This window comes from Paenibacillus tritici (assembly GCF_018207515.1).
GTDB lineage: Bacteria > Bacillota > Bacilli > Paenibacillales > Paenibacillaceae > Paenibacillus_AQ > Paenibacillus_AQ tritici.
In genome coordinates, this window is the sequence record NZ_CP073365.1 from 3452564 (window position 1) to 3473232 (window position 20669).

Genomic DNA, 20669 nt, shown 5'->3' on the forward strand with positions numbered 1-20669 from the left:
TGCAAATGAAACTTGGAGTATTTATGGTATTGTTCGGGGGCCGCAAGCTTGAGGATGCGCTGGATTATGTAGTCTCCAAAGGATTGAAGGCGGTTGAGATCGGCACCGGAGGTTATCCCGGCAACAGCCATTGCAATCCCAAAGACCTGCTGGAGAACGAAGCGGCTCTTAAGGAATTCCAACAGCAAATAGAATCCCGCGGTCTGATCATCAGTGCGCTTAGCTGCCACGGCAACCCGCTGCATCCGCAGAAGGAGCTGGCAGACAAGGATCATGAGGATTTCGTGAACACGGTTAAGCTGGCGCAGAAGCTGGGGGTTAAGGTTGTGAATACCTTCTCCGGCTGCCCGGGAGACCATGAAGGTGCGAAATATCCGAACTGGCCGGTTGCGCCATGGCCGAATGATTACAAGGAGATTCTGGACTGGCAGTGGGAGAATAAGGTCATTCCTTATTGGACCGAGCAGGCGGCCTTCGCTACTGCACATGATGTGAAGATCGGTCTTGAGCTGCACGGAGGATTCTCGGTACACACTCCTGCAACACTGCTGAGATTAAGAGCAGCCGCAGGAGAAGCCATCGGCGCGAACCTTGACCCGAGCCATATGTGGTGGCAGGGCATTGATCCGGTACAGGCCATTCATATTCTGGGCCGTGAAGGCGCGATCCATCACTTCCACGCGAAGGATACGGTCATTGATCCGGTGAATGTCAACAAGCATGGTCTGACAGACATGCAGTCTTATACGAATATGCTGGACCGTGCTTGGCAGTTCCGCTCCGTGGGCTACGGCCATGATATCAAGGTCTGGGCTGACATGATGAGCGCTCTGCGTCTTGTAGGATACGACTTCGTGGTCAGTATTGAACACGAAGACGGCCTGATGTCGATTGAGGAAGGCTTCTCCAAAGCCGTAGACAATCTCCAGCAGGTACTGATCGAAGAACCTGTATCCGAGATGTGGTGGGTCTAACCGGTGGAGAGCTTCACTAAGGTCAAGCTGAATGACCGGCAGCTGAGTCTTTTGGCAGCCGCCGCCTTTGGAGAACATCTGGAGGTCACCGGCAGCAGGGAATTAACCGGGGGATATTTCAATACCGGATATGACCTGGAGCTAAGTGACGGCCGGTCGGTCATCCTCAAGGTGGCTCCCGGACCGGAGACGGAGACCTTGAGCTATGAGAAGGATATCATGCGTGCTGAGGTGGCGGCTCTGCGTCTGGTGCGGGCAGCGGGCGGTGTTCCTGTGCCTGAAGTGTACAGTTATGATGACAGCCTGCAGCTGATTCCGTGCCCGTATTTCTTCATGGAGAAGATTGAAGGGCAGCCGTATAACGAGGTCAAGGAGAGCCTCTCCGAGGAACAGCGGTATTCCATTGAATACGAGCTTGGACAGTATCAGCGGATCATCAATGAGATTCAGGGGCCGGCCTTCGGACTGTTCGGCGGGCAGGCTGACGGGAGCGGACGGTCCTGGAGGGACACCTTCAGGTCCATGCTTCTAGATGTGCTTCAGGATGCTGTACGACTGGGAGCGCGTCTGCCGGCTTCACAGACAGAAATAGAGCAGGTGCTGGAGCGTTATCTGCCTGCGCTGGATGAAGTGACGCAGCCGCGTCTGGTGCACTGGGATCTGTGGAACGGCAACGTTTTTGTACAGGACGGGGTAATTGTATCCATCATTGACTGGGAGCGGGCAATGTGGGGCGACGTATTGCTGGAGTATTATTTCCGGCATTTCGAGAACTCAGCCGCATTCTATGAAGGGTACGGTACGGTCTTCAACAGCCCGAATGAAGTGCTGAGGAAGCAGCTGTACGACCTGTATCTGGATCTTATCATGCTTATAGAATGTTATTCGCGCCAGTACAAGGATGAGAATCATGTGAACTGGGCGCATGACAATCTTGCGGAGTCCTGGAAGCAGTTCACGGCTCTGGTACTATAGGATACACAAGAGGCCGGATCTCTTCTGAGATTCCGGCCTCTTGATATTGTGTACCACAGAGCAGCGGGATGTCAGTCAGCCCTTAGTAACTGTTCCGGATGGCTACAACCGGATTAATATCAGCTTCATAGTCAACACCGCTGGTCTCGAAGCCGAACAACTGGAAGAACTCGCGTCTGTAGCCGGTCAGATCGGAATATTGATAGACATTCTCCGTGGTCAGCATGGGCCAGATGCGGTCCACTTCCTTCTGTACAGCGTGGCTCATCTCCCGGTCATCAATCCGGATACGCCCTTGTTCGTCTACCGGAGTCCCTTCCGGGTTGTACAGGAAATCGGTATACAGCCGGTAGGCCTGCTCGATGCAGCCTTCGTGCAGTCCCTGATCTTTCATGACTTTATAGAGGACTGAGATGTAGAGTGGAACAACGGGAATCGCCGAGCTGGATTGGGTCACCAGGCCCTTGCTGACGGCTACATAAGCGCGGCCTCCAGCGGGTGCTAACTGTTCGTTCAGCTGTAAGGCCGTGGCTTCCAGATGATCTTTAGCCCGGCCGATGGTGCCGTCGCGGTAAACGGCCTGTGTTAGCTCCGGACCTATATAGGAGAAGGCGAGAGTGACTGCATCTGCGGCCAGAACGCCGGAATCCCGCAGCGCTTCAATCCATAGCCGCCAGTCTTCTCCGCCCATCACATGAACAGTGTCATTCATTTCAGCTTCGGTGGCCGGTTCAATCTGTACCGTGCTTAGTTCTCCGGTATGGAAATTGACTGTGGTATTGGTATAGGTGCCGCCGAGCGGCTTCAATACAGACTGATGAACTGCACCGGTCTGCGGGTCTGTTCTGCGCGCAGAGGCTACGCTATAGATGACAAGATCAACCTGTCCGAGCTCGCGGCGGATCAACTCTACGGTCCGTTCCTTCGTTTCGGCGGTAAAAGCATCCCCGCATACGCTATAGGAGCGCAGGCCGGACGTATAAGCCATCTCCTCGAACGCTGCGGAATTATACCAGCCTGCGGAGGCCGTCCGCGTCTCACTGGCTGTGCTGGGTCTGTAGACACCAACGGTGGCAGCTCCTGCACCGAAGGCTGCTGCAACCCTGGCTGCAAGCCCATACCCGGTGGAAGCTCCGATCACAAGCACCTTGCGGGGACCGGTGAATTGTCCTTGGCCCTGTACATAGTTCACTTGCTGCTGTACCTGATGCGCACAGCCTGCGGGGTGGGCAGTCGTACAGATGAACCCGCGTGTTCTTGGTTTTATAATCATATTAGTGTTCCCTCGCTTTCCTGGGTGGCCATAGGATATAATTTACTTTATCGAGTGTTATCACGCAACTTTCCCGGTAAAGAGGCGAATGTTATGATGTTGAGCTGGCTTCAAATACATATGGACGTAATAAGCCTGCTGTGGCTGCTGCCTGTAGTTTTTATGTTTCATGATTTTGAAGAGATTCTTACAGTGGAGGCATGGGGGAACAAACACGGTCCAGCTATAACAGCGTCACTTTCCCCCGCATTGCGGAAGCGTATGGCACCTTTGATGGGCATGACCACCAGGGGTTTTGCCATGGATGTGCTGTTCGTGTATATTCTGATAGTAGGGGTAACCTTTGTTGCGGTATTTTTAGAGTTCTACTGGCCCTACTTAGCTGTTCTCGCTGTGTTTCTGCTGCATGTCTTCACACATTTGGCACAAAGTATAGTTCTGAAGCTGTATACCCCGGGTGTTGTGACAGCCGTGCTTCTGGCTTTTCCGTATTCCTTGTATGCTTTTTACCGCCTGCTGCATGAAGGTATTGTCAGTGAAGCTGACATAGGTTGGTCGCTGCTGCTGCTGTTGATTCTAACACCGCCGCTCGTATGGGGATTGATGAAGAAGCGGACAAGGCATAAGCATAGCGAAGAATGATGATTTTTGACGGTGACGTTTTCAGAAAAATCTTGACGTAAGCCCCTAAAGATAGATAAAATAATAGTATTGCGTGTTTTTTGGAATCACTATCATAACTTGAAAAGAAACAGAGAGGGTGACAGGATGGAGCGCCTTTTAGAGGTAAAAGACCTGGCTATATCATTCAGAACACGCGGAGGAGAAGTTCAAGCAATCCGTGGTGTCAGCTTTCATGTAAATAAAGGGGAGACACTGGCGATTGTTGGCGAATCCGGTTCCGGTAAGAGCGTAACCTCGCAAGCCGTCATGAAGCTGGTTCCTCAGCCTGCGGGCGAATATAAGCGCGGACAGATCCTGTTCGATGGACAAGACCTGATCCGCAAGAGTGAGAAGCAAATGCAAAAAATCCGCGGTAAAGAAATCGGAATGATTTTCCAAGATCCGATGACCTCGCTGAATCCGATGATGAAGGTCGGACGGCAGATTACCGAAGTTCTGTTCAAACATGAGAATATCACCAAGGAAGCCGCCTACAAACGTGGGGTTGAATTGCTTACTCTGGTTGGGATTCCGTCACCGGAACGCCGTTTCCAGCAGTACCCGCATGAATTCAGCGGCGGGATGCGTCAGCGTGTCGTAATTGCTATGGCACTTGCCGCCAACCCTAAGCTCCTGATTGCTGATGAGCCGACCACGGCGCTCGACGTAACCATTCAGGCACAGATCCTGGATCTGATGAAGGATCTGCAGAAGAAGATTGATACTGCGATCATTTTCATTACCCATGACCTTGGGGTTGTGGCTAGAATGGCTGACCGTGTAGCTGTTATGTATGCCGGACAGATCGTTGAAATGGGTACAGCAGAGGAAATCTTCTACGATCCAAGGCATCCTTATACTTGGGGCTTGCTGGCTTCCATGCCAAGTCTGGAGAGCAAAGGCTCGATGCTCACAGCTATTCCGGGCACACCTCCTGACCTGATCAAGCCGCCTAAGGGAGATGCCTTCGCCCTGCGCAGCACGTATGCAATGGCGATTGACATGGAGAAGGAACCGCCAATGTACAAGGTATCGGATTCCCATCTCGTGAAGTCCTGGCTGATGCACCCGATGGCACCAGCGGTAGAACCGCCGGATGTCGTGAAGAAGCAACGCCGCGTGCTGAGCAATGCTTATCCAGAACCGGTTCTGGTGAATAACACAAGCGAATTTTAAGTTCAAACTATTAGATCAAGATCAGCGTCAGGCCGTAACCGGCTTGGCGTTTTTTTTGTCGTTTGTATAGGAATTTACAATATCCGTCTGATGTGGGTAAGGGGGGCATAGCGTGGGGAGCAGTGCTCTTTGACTGATCCGGAGGCCGCAGGAGTAAATGAGGAGTCTAGAGTATATATGGAAAACCGAATACAATGTGCGGGTTCGAGGGGGCGAGTGGCCGGATGTATGCGAAAACAAACATGTCTTTCAAGGCACAACTCCAGCATGAAAATGAGCAGCGTGGCTAAAAAAACAGAAACCGAACACAATTGGACTGGGTGCGCTGCGTAGGCCAAATGTAAACGAAAAACCGAACACAATTGGACTGGTAGCGCCGCGTAGGCCAAATGTAATCGGAAAACCGAACACAATTGGACTGGGAGCGCCGCGTAGGTCGAATGTGTAATCGAAAAACCGAACATAATTGGACTGGACGCACCACGTAGGCCGAATACAATGGGCGGGTACGAGGGTGAGTGGGCAGATGTATGCGAAAAACCAAATAGAATGTGCTGGTGCGAGGGTTCGTAGGCCGGATGCCCCGGAAATGGGCAGATGGGTAAGGGGAGGTAGCCATACGAGTTGTCTAAACCGCAGAGATTCTTACATAATCCATCCATAGGGTGAGTTTATTCCGTTTCAGGGAATTTCATATCCGTTTTGATGCTTTGCGGCGGGGAGTGTTTATTATTATATTTCATATAAACCTAAAACAATATTGACTAATATAAATAAAAGTATTGACTAAATTGTATTTGCACAGCAAAATGTAAGGGTATACATAGGGAGGTTAGATGAGATGAGAAAAAGATCATTAACAGCTTTGATATCCTTATCGCTGCTGTCAGCCTGTAGCGGCCGGAACTCTGCAACCCCGCCTGAATTTGAGAATGTATCCGTGCATGATCCTTCTGTAATCAGGGTAGAGGATACTTATTATGTATTTGGTTCCCATTTGGCCTCGGCTAAATCCAAGGATCTGATGAAGTGGACGCAAGTCTCTTCCGGTGTGACGGATGATAACGTGTTGATTCCGAATGTTACGGAGGAGCTCAGCGAGACGCTTAGCTGGGCCCAGTCGGATACATTGTGGGCACCCGATGTCATTCAGTTGGCAGACGGAAAGTTCTACATGTATTATGACGCCTGCCGGGGAGATTCTCCGCTGTCGGCGCTTGGTATAGCTGTAGCCGATAAGATCGAAGGGCCTTATAAGGATCAAGGCATTATTCTGAAGTCCGGCATGTCTGGCATAGGTGATGATGGAGAGGTCTACGATTCTACGGAGAAGCCGAATGTGGTGGACCCTGATGTGTTCTTCGATAAAGACGGCAAGCTGTGGATGGTCTACGGCTCCTACTCTGGAGGCATCTTCATCCTGGAGCTGGACCCGGCAACGGGCTTCCCGCTGAAGGACCAGGGCTACGGCAAGAAGCTGCTCGGGGCGAACCACGCCCGGATTGAAGGGCCATATATGCTGTACAGCCCGGAGACAGATTATTATTACTTGTTCCTGTCGTACGGTGGACTTGATGCGGATGGCGGCTACAATATCCGTGTAGCCCGTTCCAAGCATCCGGCTGGCCCGTTCGAGGATTCGGAAGGCAAAGCCATGATCGAGGCGCAGGGGACGGCTGGAGTGCTGTTCGACGATCCGGCTTATGCCCCTTACGGGGTGAAGCTGATGGGCAACCATGAATTCGTGAACACGGATGAAGAACCTGCGGCAACAGGGGCGGGTTATATCTCTCCGGGGCATAATTCGGCTTATTATGATGAGAAAAGCGGGCAGTATTATCTGATCTTCCATACCCGGTTCCCGGGTCTCGGTGAGCAGCATGAGGTGCGGGTCCATCAAATGTTCATGAATGAAGCGGGCTGGCCGGTAGTGGCGCCCCACCGTTATGGAGGGGAGAAGATCGGCAAGTACACCGCCAAGGAAGTGAGCGGAGCCTACAAGCTTGTGAACCACGGCAAGGAGATTTCGGCTGAGCTGGTGGAGTCGCAGATCATTGCCCTGAACACAGACGGAACAATCACCGGTGCGGTTACAGGCACATGGAGCCTGAGCAATGAGCATACTGCGAAGCTGACTATAGAGGGTACTGAGTATAGCGGTGTCTTCCTGCGTGAATGGAATGAAGCAACGGCCAGCGATGTGATGACGTTCTCGGCACTTTCGGCGGAAGGCGTCTCGGTCTGGGGCAGTCATGTGTCACCGGAGCAAAAGTAAGCTGATCCCGTGAGCAGTTATCTCGGCGTATTCTTGACTATAATAAACAGCGGATCTCCCGGTATACGGAGATCCGCTGTTTGCTGTAGACGGGCATGTAGACAACAGCGGCCGGAGGTCCAAATGTTCACCGTAGTGACGACGAAGCTTTAAGTACAAGTTTTATATAAAAGCCTGATTACTCTTCATACTTGCGCAGGACGATCACAGCGTTGTGCCCGCCGAAGCCGAATGAATTGGATATGCCGATCTTCAGGTCCGCTTGACGGGCCTGATTAGGGACATAGTCCAGGTCGCAATATTCGTCCGGCTGCTCCAGATTAATCGTTGGAGGAATAAGTCCTTCCTGAATGCTTTTGAGCAGGGCAATGGCTTCCAGGCCACCGGCAGCCCCAAGGGCATGTCCGGTCATCGACTTGTTCGCAGTGACCGGAATCCGGTAAGCCGCCTCACAGAACAGCTTCTTGATCGCCAGCGTCTCAGAACGGTCTCCGACGATCGTGCTGGTCGCGTGTGCACTAATGACATCCACCTCCCCTGGAGTGATTCCCGCCTCTCTGAGCGCCAGCTTCATCGCCTGATAAGCACCTATGCCCTCAGGATGGGTGGCAACCATATGATAAGCGTCAGAACTGGCACCGTAGCCGGTAACTTCGCCATAGATGACAGCGTTTCTCTGCAAGGCGTGGGATAGGGATTCCAGAATTACGATGGCACCGCCCTCGGCGATCACAAATCCGTCCCGGTTCTGGTCAAAAGGCCGGCTGGCCTTCTCTGGCTCCTCATTGCGGGTGGATAAGGCAGTCGCATTACCGAAGCTGGCCAGGGCAATCTCGGTCACCGCCGCTTCGGCGCCCCCGGCGATGATTACATCGGCACCTCCGTAACGGATCAGGCGGAAGGCTTCGCCAATGGCCGTGTTCCCGATAGAACAGGCTGTAACCGGGGAGAGCGTCGGCCCCAGCGCCCCCAGCTTAATGCTGATCATGGCTGCCGCCATGTTGGAGATGAGCATCGGAATCAGGGTCGGGCTTACCCGCTCCGGTCCGCGGGAGCGCAGCAATTCCCCCTGATCCATTAAGGTCTGGATGCCGCCTACACCTGAGCCTACGTAGACTCCCAGCCGTTCCCGGTCAACCTTCTCCAGCTGGAGGCCGGAATGGGCCCAGGCATCCTCGGCAGCGGCAAGCGCGAACTGGCTGAACCGGTCCATCCGGCGGGCTTCCTTACGGCCAAACCTTGCATCGGGGTCGAAGTCCTGCACAGCGCCGGCAATTTTGGTCTTGAAATGCGCGGTATCAAAAGAAGTGATCGGAGTAATTCCCGATTCTCCTGCGGCCAGGCGGCTCCAGAACTGGTCTACGGTATTGCCAAGCGGCGAAATGACACCCATCCCTGTTATCACTACACGTTCCATCGTTGTATCCTCCTGTGTATACTGAATACATCCATTTTTTCATTTAATTTATCCTATTACAAGTTGTAGTTTATACTAGTATAATTACTACTACACTAACAGGCAGAAGAACCGAAAGGCAGGGAGGGATTATCATGTCGAACCAGAATAGACTTCAAGCATTGTCGGAATTCCTGAAATCCAGACGGGCGGCTATCACTCCGGCAGCAGCAGGACTCCCGGAAGGCACCCGCAGGCGGACACCGGGGCTGCGGCGTGAGGAAGTGGCGCAATTGGCCGGAGTGAGCAATACCTGGTATACCTGGCTGGAGCAGGGACGCGATATCAAAGTATCCCCCTCCGTTCTGGATTGTATTGCCGGAGCTCTGCAGTTAACTAAGGACGAGCGGAGTTACTTGTTCGCACTGGCACTGGAGAACGGGCCGGGAGGTGCGGTCTATCCTCAGGAGGAGAATTCGGTGATTGATCCGTCCTTGCAAAAGATTCTGCAGGAGCTGAAGACCTGTCCGACTCTTATCTCTGACCGGCACTGCGGGATTGTCGGCTGGAACGAAGCGGCGGCGCATGTGTTTCTTGATTTCGCCAAGCTGGCCCCTCAGCAGCGCAATATGATCTCTCTATTATTCGTGCGCAAGGAATTCAGACGGCTGGCGGTGAATTGGGAGCAGTTTGTCCGGGGATATTTATCTATTTTCCGCGCGTACTACGGGCAATATCTGGAGGACCGCTGGTACGATGATTTCATTGCGGAGATGAAGAAGCAGCATCCGGAGTTCAATCAGCTATGGGAGGAGAGCCGGGTCAGCTCTGCGCCGGATGTAGTCCTGGAGTTCCGGCATGCCAAAGCCGGCAAAATGCTGTTCCGTTTAACCTCGCTTCAGGTACAGGGCGCTGCGGATCTGCGCTGTAGCATTTATACGCCTGCCGGTGACTCCAATACAGAATCCAAGCTGAACCAGCTTATGAAGCCGGAATGAGGATGGTGATAGAAGTTTTTTATGGATTCATAAAAAACTATAAATATGCAATATCGAATCTGGAGTTTATACTCCTAATATAATGAATTCATTCCTGCGGGATCGAAAAGGAGCAAGGGACATGGCTAAAGTAACCGGATTGGAAGGCGTTGTGGCAGGAGAGACTGAAATTGGATGGGTGGATGGAGAGAAGGGGTATTTAGTGTACCGCGGATATTGGGCCAAGGAGCTTGCGGTAAGCAAAAGTTATGAGGAAGTTGCTTACCTGCTATGGAACGGACACCTGCCTGATGCGGAGGAGCTGGCACAGCTTAAGGCGCAAATGGCTGCGGAGAGAGAGCTCCCCGAATATCTGTGCAAAATGCTCGATCTGTATCCGGCGTCTGTACCGCTGATGCTGGTATTGCAAAGTGCTGTGGCTGCGCTCGGGGATCAGGAGAACACCACCTGGCCGCCAACGCTGAAGCAGGCTGTGCGCCTGACGGCTATGCTTCCGGCCATTATCGCTTACAGGTACCGCAGCCTCCAGGGCTTGGAACCTCTGAAATCGCTTCCTGAGCTTGGTCATGCGGCGAACTATCTGTATCTATTGACAGGAAAACTGCCGGAGGAAGCTCATGTGAAGGCGCTCAGTGCCTATCTGATTCTCTGTATGGAACACGGGATGAATGCCTCGACGTTTGCAGGGCGGGTGGTGCTGTCGACGGAGTCCGATATTTGTGCGGCGGTAGGCGGGGCCATTGGAGCGATGAAGGGGCCGCTGCATGGCGGGGCGCCCTATGAGGTGATCTCAATGCTGGAGGAGATCGGAACCAAGGAGCGTGCGGAGCCTTGGCTGCGGGAGAAGCTCGAGGGCGGGGAGAAGCTGATGGGCTTCGGGCACCGGATCTATAAGACCAAGGACCCCCGCGCAGAAGCCTTGCAGATTGCTACGCTTGCGATGATCGGCAAGGACGCTTCCTTTGACCTTGCGCTTCATGTGGAAGCTACAGCGGTTAAGCTGCTGGAGGAATACAAGCCGGGCCGGCGCCTGTTCACGAATGTCGAGTTCTATGCTGCGGCTATCCTGAAGGCGCTGCACCTGGCGCCGGAGATATTCACGCCTACGTTCACGGCGGGCAGAATCGTCGGCTGGACAGCTCATCTTCTGGAGCAGTCGGAGAATAACCGGATTTTCCGCCCGCAATCTACTTATATCGGACCTATACCTGAATCAGAGACTGCCTTGTAACAGCACGAGTATGAGGGGGATTACTTATCTTCAGCCTTCGATTGTACTGTCAGGGAAAAGACCACTCCAAAGATAATTCCAAAGGTAATGCCAAGTGGAATACTATCAAGTGCCATCCAAAAAACAACGCCAAAGACCAATCCCAGAGATACACCAGTGGTGAGAGATTTTTTATTCATCGTCAATACCTCCAATTCACTTTTTCATATATTACGAATTTAAACTATATGAGTTTCAATCAATCGGCCTCGCGGCGAGGCACATGGGAAATGTTCCGGAACACAAATAATGCCCTTCCCGCTTCCTGCTGGGAAGGGAAAGGGCTGAAAGTTTGCTTTCACGTTACTTGGAGCTTGAATATATTTATTGCCCGCCTGTATTTGAAGCCCAGACAGGATACCAGCCTAAACCCACGTTCTTGGTGTTGTAAAGAACTAAGTTTCCGTCATCTTGAACGATTAGCAGGTCACCCACGAGGTTAACAGGTACATTACCTTGTCCATACCACGCATTAGCCCATGCATTATTGTCTGATGTCCAATACGGAGTATTATTCCAATCCATTAGCTTAAGTCTGCCGCTATATTGATCAATTGCGAGCTGTGTTATTCTCATGTCGAGGGTGTTGGTGTGCCATATCATCGAGCGTTTGCGATTATTCCATAGCTGTATATCTCCGGAAGGCATAAAATTCAGGATGTAAGTCATGTTGTTTGATACTAACGGATTCGAACCTCTAGTAAATGTTTCGCGAACCGTTAGACGTTCTCCAGCGGCAAATGTTGCAGGAGCAATAGGGAGCTGGATCATAAACACCGCAAGTACAAGCAGAATAATCTTTTTCATAATAACCTCTTTTCTGGTATATTTTAATATTTTCTTAACAACTATATCATAAAATTGATATAAATGGGATATTAACCTAAAGGTTGAAAAACCTACTTCTGAGTTGCTTCATTATCTATGTAATCAATCAAAAAGAGGGACTCCCCGGGACAGCGAGAAGTCCAAAAATGGTCAACAGAGCATGAGGGGGATACTCTTACATTAGATTAGAAATCTGAGGTTGCCACTTCGATCGTTCCGAACACTGCACCTGCAGCCGTGCTGAGAAGTCCGGCGACAAGCAGTGCATGAACCGCTAGGGTGAGACTGTTAAACGCAGGGATAACATAAGAGACTACCGGAGCATTGACCCGGTAAAGGACAAGATTCACCGGGAACCCGGAGTTGTTATTTACCGTCACAGCCGCATTGATGCCGCCTGCCAGGTTCTCATAGTAAGATTTACCTACAGAAGCCGGCAGATTGAAGAATTGTTGCGGTAACAAGATAGCCATAGGAATGACCTCCTTTGCTGGTTGATAGGGTATTATATTCGCCGAAGCTATGATTGCTGTAACTTATGTCTTGGGAGAATAACACATTTCAATAGAGCGGCAGGATATTCATAGGCAGGCCGGATATATGATACACTGGGTATAATCTAGTGACAGTTAAAGGAGTAATGACAACGATGAAGCTGGTATCCTGGAATGTAAACGGTCTGAGGGCTTGTGTGAATAAAGGGTTTAACGAGTATTTCCGGGAGAGTGCCGCAGATATCTTCTGTGTGCAGGAAACGAAGCTCCAGGAGGGTCAGATTGTTCTTGATCACGGGGAGGAATATTCACAGTACTGGAATTATGCGCTCAAAAAAGGATATTCCGGAACGGCCGTATTTACCAGAATTAAGCCGCTCTCCGTAAGATATGGACTCGATAAGGAAACAGAGGACGAGGGGAGAATCATAACCCTGGAATTCACAGATTTCTATCTGGTGAATGTATATACGCCGAATGCCAAGCGGGATCTGTCCAGACTGGACTACCGGATGGAGTGGGAGGATCAGTTCCGTACCTATCTGCTCAAGCTGGACGCTCATAAGCCGGTGCTGGTGTGCGGGGATCTTAATGTTGCGCACCAGGATATTGACCTGAAGAATGCCAAATCGAACCGGGGGAATTCAGGGTTCACAGACGAAGAGCGCGGGAAGATGACTACGCTGCTTGAGGCCGGGTTTGTGGATACCTTCCGATTCTTCTACCCTGAGCTCGAAGGTGCCTATAGCTGGTGGTCTTATATGCCGAAGGTCAGGGAGAAGAATGTGGGCTGGCGGATTGATTATTTCCTTGCTTCATCACGGTTAGCCCCGCGTCTGCTGGACGCTGGTATTGAGTGCAGTGTGCTGGGCAGCGATCATTGCCCCATAGTGCTCCATATGGCGGATACGGCTGAAGCCTAATTCAAGAAGGCTGCTCTGCCAATAGAATAGAGGCTGTGTCCCGGTAACGGGATACAGCCTCTATTTGTTGCTAGTCTAGTTCATATACGATACTTCCCTCTATTCATCGGTTTTTGGGGGAGCCGGCTCACTTGCTGGGACTTGCTGCCGGTCCGGCCAGCTAATCACATTGCGGGTCTTGCTCCACTCCTCATAGATTAACGGCCGGTCCCGCTTGATCAGCCGCATAACCAGATGAATGAAGAAGGCGAGATCGGCAAGTAAGGTGGCCATTCGTATCACTGCCGCTAATGGCGTGCCGAGGTTGTGCAGTAGCGGAGAATCAGGCGTCAGAGCATTCATCCCGCCCAGTATGCCATAGAGCAAACCGTATCTTATCCATACCATCCATGGGGTGGCCGGATTACCGTCTTCACTCTTCAGCCGGATACGTACGATCCATTTGCCGAAGGTCCGCCCGCCTGTAACCAGAGGGACGATCAGGAAGTAAACCATACTGACAGCCCACAGGGAGATATTCAGCGAGAGCAGATTGAGCAGTAGTGTTACTGTAAGCAGCAGGGACCCGTCCATAAGGCAGGCCAGCGCGCGGCGGGTGTAACCGACCTTCTTCGCAGGTAAGTCCTCCCGGCTGTCGAGCTTCTCGATGCGCGGCAGCAGGCCTGCGATCCACATGGCGATTTTGAACCCGACCATGCCTCCCAGTGTATTCGTAATCAGGTCATCGACATCGAAGAGACGGTAAGGATGATCGAAGAACCCGAAAATGCCGGTAATCTGCGTAATCTCAAAGAACAGCGACAGCACAAAGGACAACATAATGCACACGGCCCAGCGTGTACGGAAGTAGTAGCCCAGAAATATGCCGAACGGCACGGTCAGCACCACATTGAAGGCCGCCAGCAGAAAATCCGCCTCACCCAGCACCTTAAGATAGCTGGAGGGATCATTACGCGTAATCTGCGTATTCTGGAGGATATCCTGGATGAATTGCAGCGGCACAAGCTGGATCATGCTCCCGGCAGGTGCAGCATTATGCCTGGAATCAGGCAGGGGCAGCAGGACCAGGAACAAGGCGTTAAGCAGGTACAGCAGCAGCAGATAGAGCATTAATGCCCGGATTTTATTAATATAGCCATGCCTGCGGTATTGCACGATCAGGAACGGCAGGGTGAAGAAGAGTGCTGCAACGGGAAAAGCCATGAAAGCATAGGAGATCGGAAATAAGTAGGATTGAAACATGGGTTCACCTGCTGTCTGATTTTTGTCATAACGACTACATTATAGAATTAAACAGAACCGCACTCAATAGAATTAATCATTCTAAGTGTTCTTTCCTGCATAGATATGTGTGGAGAGGAGCGTGAGCGCAGGATGGAAAAGAAGGTACAGCAGTATTATAAGCTTAAGGCGAAGCAGAAGGAGCTGGAGAAGGAGCTGGCCGGACTCCGGCAGGATATTCTTGCCCATTTCAGTGAAGCGGGGCAGACCGAGTCGGTGATTGGGAGCTACAAGGTGAAGCTGGTCACGCAGAACCGCAAGGAATACGATGACGACAAGCTCTATCAGACCTTGTCCGATCCTGAGCTGTGGAGGCTGCTCTCCAAGGCCGATCCGTCTAAGGTGGCTAGCCTCACGAAATTGAAGGTGATCGCCGAAGAGAAAATTTCCCACACGTATGATATTAAGACCATTACCTTGCTGCAGGTGGATAAGCAGTAGTGGCAGCGCTCCCGGAGGCGGAAGGATTACGCGCTTTTTGCTTCCGGGCTTACATACAGATGGATGAGAACCCATTCTCTGCTCTCCGGCTAAACTAATCGCCACCAGCTCCATTTTGCGTTAAAATAACAGGTGGGTTTGTTAATATAGAAGGATGAAATCCTATAGAAACGTTGAAGATACGGAGGAAAAGAAGAGATGAAGGATTTTGAGCTGATGCTGGAGAAATACGCAGAGCTGGTAGTGAAGGTCGGTGTGAATGTGCAGCCTGGACAAGTGCTGATGGTACATGCCCCTCTGGAGACTGCGGAGCTTACCCGGCTGATCGTGGGCAAAGCCTATGAAGCAGGAGCCAAATATGTGCTTGTGGACTGGGATGATGAAGCGGTCACGCGCATCCGTTATGAGAAGGCGCCTGAAGAGTCTTTCGGGTATTATCCGCAGTGGCATGCAGACATGCTGGAGGGATTCGCTGAAGAAGGCGGGGCCATATTACATATTAAGGTGCCGGACCCGGAATTGTTCCGCGGGATTGACTCTGCCAAGGTATCCACAGCCGTTAAGGCTGCTGCGGTGGCGCGCAAGAAATATCAGAGCTATACCCGCAACAGCAGAATAAGCTGGTCGTTGATTAAGGCGCCGACCCGTGCGTGGGCGGACAAGGTTTTCGCAGATCTGCCGGAGGAAGAGCGGATTGATGCCATGTGGGAAGCGGTGTTCCGGATGAACCGTGTGGACAGTGAGGACCCGGTAGCCGCCTGGCGTGGCCATATCGCGGAGCTGAAGCAGAGCCAGGACCGGATGAACGCCAAACGCTACAAAAGTCTGCATTACCGCGCTCCCGGCACAGATCTGCGTGTCGAGCTGCCGGAGGGTCATTTGTGGCGCGGCGGCGGAGGCGAGAACGAACGCGGTGTCTATTTTGTAGCGAATATGCCTACAGAAGAAATCTATACCATGCCGCACCGGACAGGTGTGAATGGGACAGTCAAAAGCACGCTTCCGCTTAATCTGAACGGACGTCTGGTAGACGGCATTAGCATTACTTTTACAAATGGCAAGGTTACAGCGTATGAGGCCGAATCCGGCCGCGAGCATCTGACTTCTCTGCTGGATACGGATGAAGGGGCTTCTTATCTGGGAGAGGTCGCATTGGTGCAGCATGATTCACCGATCTCCCGGCTGAATAGAGTGTTCTACAACACCGGAATTGACGAGAATGCTTCCTGCCATTTCGCCCTGGGGAGCGCTTATCCGGTGAATATTGAAGGCGGCACTTCCATGAGCAGTGAGGAACTGCTGGCCAAAGGCGCCAATGTCAGCCTCACGCATGTCGATTTCATGATTGGTTCGGCAGCGCTTGATATTGACGGTGAGCTGGCTGACGGGACCACCGAGCCCATATTCCGCCAAGGCAACTGGGTGCTGTAGAGGTAAGCACTAGAAAGGCCGCATATTTCCCGGTCAGCGGGGAGTGCGGCTTTTTTTTTGTTAAAAAAAAGGCCGCAGGTTAAAACTGTTTGCATAACCTCTCCGTCTAATTCATGTAAAAAAGGATGGAGAGGAGAGGGAGAGATGACGATGTCAGGCGCAGAGATGAAGCGGGTCACTGCCGCTGTGCCGCTTGAAGAGACAGATTTCGTTAAAGCGGTGATGGAGCACAGCGACCAGTTATATTCTATTGCCTACAGTTATCTGGGCAACCGTAATGACGCGCTGGAAGCGTTGCAGGAGACGACTTGCCGGGCGTGGATGAAGCGAAGGACCCTTAAGGACTCAGGCGCCTTCAAATCCTGGCTGATCAGGATTCTAATCTATGTCTGCATTGACGAACAACGCAGAAGGAAGAAGGCGGTTCCCACAGCGGCAGAGCATATGCAGGAGGCCGTCATTCATAACAGCACCGAATCTATGGAAATGCAGTGGGCGCTCTCACAGGTGAAGCTGAAATACCGTCATGTGCTGCTGCTCAAATATTACAATGACATGACCTTGGCCGAGATCGCAGTGCTGCTGGACAAGCCGGAAGGAACCGTCAAAACCTGGCAGCACAAAGGCTTGAAGCAGCTAAGGACCATTATGAAGAACCGGGGTGAGTGGGATGAACAGTAGCCGGGAAGAGCAGGCGATGCTAACGGATGCGGCACGTGTATACAAGGATGCCCTAGCAGATGCCGGAGGCAATGAGATTAGACAAGCTGTTATAGCCGGAATTGAGCGCGGACGCAGGAGAAGCTGGCAGGGCAGACTCCGCATAGGCTCCTTGGCAGGGCTGGCCGCTGCTGCGGTTGTTGCTTGTATACTATTTTTCATTCCAATGATCCAGGATCTTGCCCCCCAGTCTGCGGCACCTGCTGAAACTGCGGGCTGGGGAGAGCTGGAGAACTTTAAGCGGCTGTATTCCTTCGACTCCGAGGCGGAAACACTGGATTCAGCCATCCGGCACGGCTATATTCAACAGGTGAATCGGAGTGCAACCAGCGTGAATTACCGGATTACCTTGAATGCTGTAACGGCGGACGAGAACAAAATAATCTTCTTATATACAGCCAATACCGCTGCGGGCCAGGAAATATACAGCGTGAACAGTGCGAGAATAAAGAATCTTGCAACCGGCTATAATCTCGATGATGAAGGACAGATCGGCGGCCATGATGAACGAAGCGGGCCTTTGGAGAACCGCATTTACTACGGCCGTGGTGTTATCCATCTGGACCGGAATCAGCCTTTCCCGGAGCAGCTTGAAGCGGATTTCCAGATCGCCTCTGTAGACCCCGGTAAATTGAAAGATCCCAAGACGGGCAAGAATGCAGCGGAAATGAATTATTCTCCAAGACTCAAGGTCAGCTTCAAGCTGGACCCGAAATTCAAAGAGCAGCAGACGGTCATTGTTAAGCCGGAGGCAGACTTTATGCTGGAGGGCATTCAAGTGACACTGAAGCAGGTCGAGCTCTCGCCGTTAATGACCCGGGTTGTAATCGGAATTAAGAACGGGTCTGAGAATACCTGGCCGAACAGGCAGAAGATATTCCTGGCTGTGGGCGGGGATGAGATTCATTCAGTTACCAAAGCCGGAACGGTCAGTATTGGGCTATCGGCAGCGTACGGGAATGAAGAGGGGTTTGAACGGCGGTACGGCAGTACTCTGCTGGATCAGCCGGAGTCAATGAATTTGATTCTGAGGACCGGCAATGGCACGAATATCAAGGAGATTACCGTCCCGATTCTGCCGTAAATATTAGAAAAGGCTGACCGCTGGTATGTCCGGCGGATCAGCCTTTTGGCCGTTGGTTTAGAGCGGGGTTGAGTTCTGATTATTGAACCGGAAGGCGAGCTTATTTCCATCGAAGGTATCTCCGGTTCTTTCGGTATATTTCCCCTGTGTATAGCGGGAGACGGTCTTCCGCCAGAATTTCTGTCCGGTTATATTCTTCGCCGCCGGATTCGTGAACAGTTCCCATTCACCCCGAAATTGTTCAAACACGTTCACAGCAGCTTTTTCAGCGATCCCCTTCCTCTGAAGGGTTGAAGTAGAAAAAAATCATTCACGAAATAATCAACTCCCTGCCCACAGTGTGGTGGTGTGGCTATCAGTGCGAAGCCTGCCGGAATTGAATTTGCTCTGATTAGAAAAGGATAAAGGACCCCCGGTTTATCCCACCAAATGTTCTGTACCTCATATTGATCTGTCAGCGTGCGGCATTCGTCATCCTCCTCAAATATACCGTGCCGATTCGGGAGATGACCTTCTACAAGACCGTAATGTCCCGACAAATCATGGAGATAGAGCGGGTACATATTTTTGATTATGTAGGCTTCATTCGCTCTGGTTAGCTTGACTTCGATGTTCATATCTTTCCTGCTTTCTATAGTATGGTTAGCACCTGCTAATACTGTATATGGTTGTCGGCATTCTTTCTAGTGAGATCTCTGCTATAAATTAATCTTTATCTGTTCTGATTGTAAATAAAGCAAAAAGCCGAAGCCTTCCCTAACGGAAGTTTCGGCTTTTTCAGTGTATATTACTTGCTTGTGAATACTAGTTATTGGAGACCAGGGCCAAATAAGAAACAGGCCCATTTGAAAGCTTGGTTTTCGTCTTGCCGTCATTGCTGTACCGGTATAGGCAATCGTTATCCTGGCCATTGATGTAGTACAGGCCTAAGATATCATCTGTAATCACAGAGTAATCAGATTCTACACCAGCCATTTTGGTCAAGGTTGAATCGGCATTCAGGACGTAAGCATCCGTCTTGGTGAACAATACGGTGGTGATCGTCGTTCCGTTCTTAACCGTTCTGACGTCTTGAACATTCGTCAGTGGAAGAGGCTTGGAGGAGGTGACTTTGCCGTTAGCAAATGTGCTGATGTAGGCTTTGCCTTTGGAATCTGCATACACCAACTTGTTACTGGCAATTTCATTGACCCTAACTACGGCATTTTGGCTAAGCTGCAGAATTTTTCCGTTCTTGTCTATCAGGAAGCCTTTGCCTGTATTGAAGTTGTAATCCTCTCCCTTGGCATCCAGTTTAATCCCTTTATTGAACAGGAAAAAATTATTGGACCAGGTGCCGGAGGCGGCTTCATTTAACTCCAGAGGACTTTTGGCATTGGCAGCTTTGGGAACTCCGCCGCTTAGGGGAAGCGTATAGAGCACCATAGAATTAAGGGAGTACTCCGTTTCGGTAGGAATAGTATTAATCAAAAGGTTAATGCTTGTGTTGTATGGATGATAGGAGCTGCTCTCCTGAATGGCTCCGCTGGCGATCCACTGGATCACACCACTCCCGTCGCTAGGTTTGGAGACCACCCAGTTGGTCGTGTTATCCTTCAGTGCATTATAGTAGACGCGTCCGTTCAAAACGTCGAAACATTGGAAATTCACATCTGCATGGTCTGCTACAAGCGTAAGCTGTGAGTCATCTTCAGCGTCTGCCAAGGTGCGGTAGATGCTTCCCGTGTCATCCAGGAAGTACAGGAATGGACCCTCGAACAGGAAATAGACGATATTCCGGTCCCCGCTGAAATTGGTAATCAACGCCTGGGGATCACTGAGCGACAGACGTTGAATCCCCATAGCATTCTCATAATAAAAGTACAGATATTTGCCTGTTGATGTTAATCCGTTACCGTCAAAATTTTCAGCGATTTTTTGCGTTTCACTTCCATCTGTTGTAACACGGTACAGAACTTCGTCAGAGATATAATACACATATGCTTTAGCGGAGGCTGCCGCTCCTGCCGTTTGTGTCTGTCCTCCGCCCCCGACTGTCCCGATAGTCACCAGTAGCAGTACGAGTAGAATAAGACCTGTTTTTCTGGATAGTAACTGTAAAGCTCTCATATCAATTCTCCTCTTTGGCCAATGTGGATGAACAATTCAGCAAATACTGTTCTAATAAGATATCGGAGATATTCAAGATTTGTAATATACAACGTAAGAACCAAATTTAAACTCTATTTCTATTGATATTATGTGAATGATAACCAATTATACATAGAGATGTGCGTTCTTATGAAGAGTGAAAGGCAGTAATGCTATCTGGGGAACAGCAATGAGCGTCTGCCGGGTGACGGAAAGAGCCAAAAGGCTTGCATGAAGGAGAAAATAACCTAGTACAGCGTCAGATTTAAACTAATGGATGGAGCTCTATAATGCCGAAAGGAGTACAGGAGTGGAAGCCCCCTTCACGTGCTATTCC

21 protein-coding genes are annotated in these 20669 nt (G+C 51.1%); 12 read left to right on the forward strand and 9 right to left on the reverse strand.

Features of this window, described 5'->3' with window-relative positions; all coding sequences use genetic code 11:
- Positions 1-5 precede the first annotated feature (5 nt).
- Together KDC22_RS14740 and KDC22_RS14745 are read left to right on the forward strand one after the other, a co-directional pair.
- Positions 6-974, forward strand: coding sequence for a sugar phosphate isomerase/epimerase family protein (locus tag KDC22_RS14740; RefSeq protein ID WP_211723594.1), 969 nt, complete (start codon positions 6-8; stop codon positions 972-974).
- Positions 975-977: 3 nt separating this feature from the next.
- Positions 978-1949, forward strand: a complete 972-nt coding sequence (locus KDC22_RS14745) for a phosphotransferase family protein (protein ID WP_211723595.1) — start codon at positions 978-980, stop codon at positions 1947-1949.
- An 82-nt stretch (positions 1950-2031) separates the two neighbouring features.
- Here the strand turns inward: KDC22_RS14745 and fabV are convergent, their stop codons facing one another.
- Positions 2032-3222, reverse strand: a complete 1191-nt coding sequence (gene fabV, locus KDC22_RS14750; RefSeq protein ID WP_211723596.1) for an enoyl-ACP reductase FabV — start codon at positions 3220-3222, stop codon at positions 2032-2034.
- 120 nt (positions 3223-3342) lie between these two features.
- Between fabV and KDC22_RS14755 the strand changes: the two genes are divergently transcribed.
- From KDC22_RS14755 to abnB, 3 genes are all read left to right on the forward strand, one after another.
- Positions 3343-3864: an HXXEE domain-containing protein gene (locus KDC22_RS14755; protein WP_246553577.1), complete on the forward strand. Its 522-nt coding sequence runs from the start codon at positions 3343-3345 to the stop codon at positions 3862-3864.
- Positions 3865-3990: 126 nt separating this feature from the next.
- Complete coding sequence (locus tag KDC22_RS14760) at positions 3991-5061, forward strand: ABC transporter ATP-binding protein (protein ID WP_211723598.1); 1071 nt, start codon at positions 3991-3993, stop codon at positions 5059-5061.
- Positions 5062-5902: 841 nt separating this feature from the next.
- Positions 5903-7336: an arabinan endo-1,5-alpha-L-arabinosidase AbnB gene (gene abnB, locus KDC22_RS14765; protein WP_211723599.1), complete on the forward strand. Its 1434-nt coding sequence runs from the start codon at positions 5903-5905 to the stop codon at positions 7334-7336.
- 178 nt (positions 7337-7514) lie between these two features.
- On the opposite strand, the gene fabF is transcribed toward abnB, so the two are convergent.
- Complete coding sequence (gene fabF / locus KDC22_RS14770) at positions 7515-8753, reverse strand: beta-ketoacyl-ACP synthase II (protein WP_211723600.1); 1239 nt, start codon at positions 8751-8753, stop codon at positions 7515-7517.
- Between the two features lie 134 nt (positions 8754-8887).
- Between fabF and KDC22_RS14775 the strand changes: the two genes are divergently transcribed.
- Positions 8888-9730, forward strand: a complete 843-nt coding sequence (locus KDC22_RS14775; RefSeq protein WP_211723601.1) for a helix-turn-helix transcriptional regulator — start codon at positions 8888-8890, stop codon at positions 9728-9730.
- Between the two features lie 121 nt (positions 9731-9851).
- Positions 9852-10961 carry a citrate synthase/methylcitrate synthase gene (locus KDC22_RS14780; RefSeq protein WP_211723602.1) on the forward strand — a complete coding sequence of 370 codons (1110 nt, stop codon included), beginning with the start codon at positions 9852-9854 and terminating at the stop codon, positions 10959-10961.
- Positions 10962-10981: 20 nt separating this feature from the next.
- On the opposite strand, the gene KDC22_RS14785 is transcribed toward KDC22_RS14780, so the two are convergent.
- The 3 genes from KDC22_RS14785 to KDC22_RS14795 form a co-directional block, all read right to left on the reverse strand.
- Positions 10982-11140 carry a glycine zipper domain-containing protein gene (locus KDC22_RS14785; RefSeq protein ID WP_211723603.1) on the reverse strand — a complete coding sequence of 53 codons (159 nt, stop codon included), beginning with the start codon at positions 11138-11140 and terminating at the stop codon, positions 10982-10984.
- A 184-nt stretch (positions 11141-11324) separates the two neighbouring features.
- On the reverse strand, positions 11325-11807 hold the full coding sequence (locus tag KDC22_RS14790; protein WP_211723604.1) for a hypothetical protein: 483 nt from the start codon (positions 11805-11807) through the stop codon (positions 11325-11327).
- A 206-nt stretch (positions 11808-12013) separates the two neighbouring features.
- Entirely contained in the window at positions 12014-12301 is a 288-nt protein-coding gene (locus tag KDC22_RS14795; RefSeq protein ID WP_173126657.1) for a hypothetical protein, read from the reverse strand.
- 176 nt (positions 12302-12477) lie between these two features.
- Here KDC22_RS14795 and KDC22_RS14800 point away from each other — a divergent pair, with 176 nt between their 5' ends.
- Entirely contained in the window at positions 12478-13245 is a 768-nt protein-coding gene (locus tag KDC22_RS14800) for an exodeoxyribonuclease III (RefSeq protein ID WP_211724045.1), read from the forward strand.
- Positions 13246-13344: 99 nt separating this feature from the next.
- On the opposite strand, the gene KDC22_RS14805 is transcribed toward KDC22_RS14800, so the two are convergent.
- Entirely contained in the window at positions 13345-14487 is a 1143-nt protein-coding gene (locus tag KDC22_RS14805) for a VanZ family protein (RefSeq protein WP_211723605.1), read from the reverse strand.
- Positions 14488-14619: 132 nt separating this feature from the next.
- Between KDC22_RS14805 and KDC22_RS14810 the strand changes: the two genes are divergently transcribed.
- From KDC22_RS14810 to KDC22_RS14825, 4 genes are all read left to right on the forward strand, one after another.
- Positions 14620-14967 (forward strand): hypothetical protein, encoded by a 348-nt coding sequence (locus tag KDC22_RS14810; protein WP_211723606.1) that lies wholly within the window; start codon positions 14620-14622, stop codon positions 14965-14967.
- A 198-nt stretch (positions 14968-15165) separates the two neighbouring features.
- Complete coding sequence (locus tag KDC22_RS14815; RefSeq protein ID WP_211723607.1) at positions 15166-16398, forward strand: aminopeptidase; 1233 nt, start codon at positions 15166-15168, stop codon at positions 16396-16398.
- Positions 16399-16542: 144 nt separating this feature from the next.
- Entirely contained in the window at positions 16543-17079 is a 537-nt protein-coding gene (locus tag KDC22_RS14820) for a sigma-70 family RNA polymerase sigma factor (RefSeq protein ID WP_211723608.1), read from the forward strand.
- Positions 17069-18202 carry a DUF4179 domain-containing protein gene (locus KDC22_RS14825; RefSeq protein WP_211723609.1) on the forward strand — a complete coding sequence of 378 codons (1134 nt, stop codon included), beginning with the start codon at positions 17069-17071 and terminating at the stop codon, positions 18200-18202. The genes KDC22_RS14820 and KDC22_RS14825 overlap by 11 nt, the downstream gene beginning before the upstream one ends.
- Positions 18203-18259: 57 nt before the next feature.
- Here KDC22_RS14825 and KDC22_RS33420 read toward each other — a convergent pair whose 3' ends face one another.
- From KDC22_RS33420 to KDC22_RS14835, 3 genes are all read right to left on the reverse strand, one after another.
- The gene (locus KDC22_RS33420; protein WP_246553579.1) at positions 18260-18451 is read right to left on the reverse strand and encodes a hypothetical protein; all 192 of its coding nucleotides are present in this window, start codon (positions 18449-18451) and stop codon (positions 18260-18262) included.
- Between the two features lie 2 nt (positions 18452-18453).
- Positions 18454-18819 (reverse strand): hypothetical protein, encoded by a 366-nt coding sequence (locus KDC22_RS14830; protein WP_246553580.1) that lies wholly within the window; start codon positions 18817-18819, stop codon positions 18454-18456.
- A 187-nt stretch (positions 18820-19006) separates the two neighbouring features.
- Entirely contained in the window at positions 19007-20311 is a 1305-nt protein-coding gene (locus tag KDC22_RS14835) for a DUF5050 domain-containing protein (RefSeq protein ID WP_211723610.1), read from the reverse strand.
- Positions 20312-20669 lie beyond the last annotated feature (358 nt).